We start from the raw sequence: 2,832 nt of genomic DNA on the forward strand, positions 1-2,832 counted from the left end.
GCCTTCGCCTACGAGGTACGGCGCGGGCCGGACGGCGCCGCCGTCGAGACGCGCCTCCCCACCCGGCGACTGGCCGACAACTAGCGCACCGGGGCGGCTTCGACGTCGGTGGCCCGCTCGGCCTTCGCGTCGACGTCGGCGCGCGACAGGTGGCTCGGCCACCAGATCAGCCGGCCGATGTCGATGGCCAGCGCCGGCACCAGCACCGAGCGCACGACGAACGTGTCGAGCAGCACGCCGACAGCGACCGCGAACCCCACCTCGATCAGCTGCACCAGCGGGAGCACGGCCAGCACCGAGAACGTGGCCGCGAGCACCACGCCGGCCGAGGTGATCACTCCGCCAGTCACGGTGAGCCCACGGATCGTCCCGCGTCTGGTGCCGCGAGTGAGTGTCTCCTCGCGCACCCGCGTCATCAGGAAGATGTTGTAGTCGATCCCGAGTGCCACGAGGAAAATGAAGACGAATAACGGGAACCCGGCATCCGCACCGTCGAAGTGGAAGACGTGGGCGAAGAAGAAGCCGGCGATGCCCAGCGCGGACGCGAAGGACAGCACCACGGTCGCCATCAGCAGCAGCGGCGCGACCACCGCACGCAGCAGCAGGCAGAGGACGACGAACACGACGCCGAGCACGATCGGGATCACCAGATCACGGTCGTGGCGCGCAGAATCCTCCACGTCGAGGTTGATCGCGGTCGTGCCGCCCACGACCGCGTCGGCGCCCGGCACCTTTCCCACCGCGGCCCGCAACCGCCGGATCGTGTCGAACGCCGACTGGCTGTCCGGCGCACCGGACAAGGTCGCCTGGATCTCGGTGTAGCCGCGCACCTGGCGCGACGGCGAGACCGCGGCGACACCGTCGGTCGACCTGATGGCGGCCGGCAGGCCCGCGGCTCCGGCGGTGCGCCCGATCACGACGATCGGGTTGCCGCCGCCGGCCGGGTAGTGCGCGTCGATGACCCGCGCGCCCGCGACCGAGTCCGGCGTGCTGCGGAACTGTCCGGCGTTGCTCAACCCGCCGGTGTCGAGCGAGGCCAGCCCGATGCACAGCACACCGAGCGCGAGCGCCGTACCGACCCAGATCACCCGCGGCCGGCTGCCCACCGTGCGGCCGACCCTGCTCCAGACTCCGGTGTCCTGATGGCTGGGTACGCCGTAACGCGGGACCAGTGGCCAGAAGATGCGCCGGCCGCCGATGACGAGCAGGGCCGGCAGGAACGTCGACATGGCGAGGAAGGCGCAGGCGATGCCGACCGCGCAGACGACGCCGAGCCCGCGGTTGGAGTTGAGCTCGGAGACCAGCAGGCAGAGCAGGCTGATGATGACCGTGCCCGCGGAGGCGACGACGGCCGGCGACGTACGCCTCAGGGCGAACGCCATCGCCTCGTGCTTGTCCTCGTGGTTGTGCAGTTCCTCGCGGTAGCGGGAGACGACGAGGAGGGCGTAGTCGGTGCCGGCGCCGAAGACCAGCACGGAGAGGATGCCGGCGCTCTGCCCGTTGACGGTGAGGCCGGCGTTTTTGGCGAGCAGGTAGTTGACCGCCTGCGCGAGCACCACCGACAACGCGGCGGAGATCACCGGCACCAGCCACAGCACCGGGCTGCGGTAGACGATCAGCAGGATGACGATGACGACGATGCCCGCGAAGAGCAGCAGCGTCGTGTCGATGCCGAGGAAGGCCTTGAGACTGTCGGCCTGCGAGCCGGCCGGCCCGGCGACGTGGACCTGCAATCCGCCGCTGCCCCGGGTGATCGACCGCAGCTTGTCGACGTACTTGTCCAGCGGCAGCCCGTTGGCCGCCTTCACCGGCACGATCAGCTCGAGCGCCTTGTGGTCCCGGGACGGGATAGGGCCGTAGAAAGCGCGGTTGCCGCCGGGTGCGGCCGCCGCGGACCGGTCGATGTAGCCCTGCTGCAGGATCGTGGCGAGGTTGGCCTTGGCGCGCGCGACGTCGGCCGGCGTGACGCCGTCGGACCGCTGGTAGATCACGATCGCCAGCAGGGTGTCCTCGGCCTGGAACTTCTTCTGCAGGTCGAGCGCGCGGGTCGACTGGGCGCTGCTCGGCAGGTATGCCGCGGCGTCGTTCTTCTCGATGCCGTTGAGCTTGGCGGCGAGCGGCCCGGCGACGACCGCGATCGCGATCCACACGACCAGCAGCACCCATTTGGTACGACGCCCGGCCGGCATCGTCGCAAGCCGTTTGAGCACGGACATCTGGCGGATCCCCCCGTCGGTGACAACGTCAAATCCCGCGTGAATGTCAAGGTACCGGTCGGTCCGGACACCCGTCCGTCGGGAGCCTGCGGCCGCCGCAGGGTGGTCGGCGTACTGTCGGTCGGGTGAGTGAACTGACGGTGATCAGCGCCGGAAAGGTCTCCTACGAAGAGGCTTGGGCGCACCAGCGGGAGCTGCACGCGGCCCGCGTCGCCGGCACCGGGCCGGACACCGTCCTGCTGCTCGAGCACCCGCCGGTCTACACGGCCGGACGGCGTACCGAGCCCTGGGAGCGGCCGACCGACGGCGCCCCGGTGATCGACGTCGACCGCGGCGGCAAGATCACCTGGCACGGACCGGGACAGCTCGTCGGCTACCCGATCCTGGCCCTTCCCCGCCCGATCGATGTGGTCGCCTACGTGCGCCGGATCGAGGCGGTCCTCATCGATGCCTGCGCCGAACTCGGTCTCGCCACCACCCGGGTCGACGGCCGCACCGGCGTGTGGGTCACCGCCGACGACCGCGGCCCGGATCGCAAGGTCGCCGCGATCGGCGTACGGGTCAGCAAGTGCGTGACGATGCACGGCTTCGCACTCAACTGCGACCCCGACCTCAC

The 2,832-nt window shown here is 70.4% G+C and carries 2 protein-coding genes; one reads left to right on the plus strand and one right to left on the minus strand.

The window, feature by feature from the left end; genetic code table 11:
- Positions 1-80: 80 nt before the first annotated feature.
- On the minus strand, positions 81-2,216 hold the full coding sequence (locus tag VGH85_05370; protein HEY2173225.1) for an MMPL family transporter: 2,136 nt from the start codon (positions 2,214-2,216) through the stop codon (positions 81-83).
- Positions 2,217-2,359: 143 nt separating this feature from the next.
- On the opposite strand from VGH85_05370, the gene lipB reads away from it, so the two are divergent.
- The coding region (lipB, locus tag VGH85_05375) for a lipoyl(octanoyl) transferase LipB (GenBank protein ID HEY2173226.1) at positions 2,360-2,832 on the plus strand (473 nt) is incomplete at its 3' end.

Source organism: Mycobacteriales bacterium, assembly GCA_036497565.1.
In the GTDB taxonomy this organism is placed as follows: domain Bacteria; phylum Actinomycetota; class Actinomycetes; order Mycobacteriales; family QHCD01; genus DASXJE01.

Bases quoted from the DNA above. Each gene is read 5' to 3' on its own strand.
- VGH85_05370 (HEY2173225.1), bottom strand. From the start codon at position 2,216: ATGTCCGTGCTCAAACGGCTTGCGACGATGCCGGCCGGGCGTCGTACC.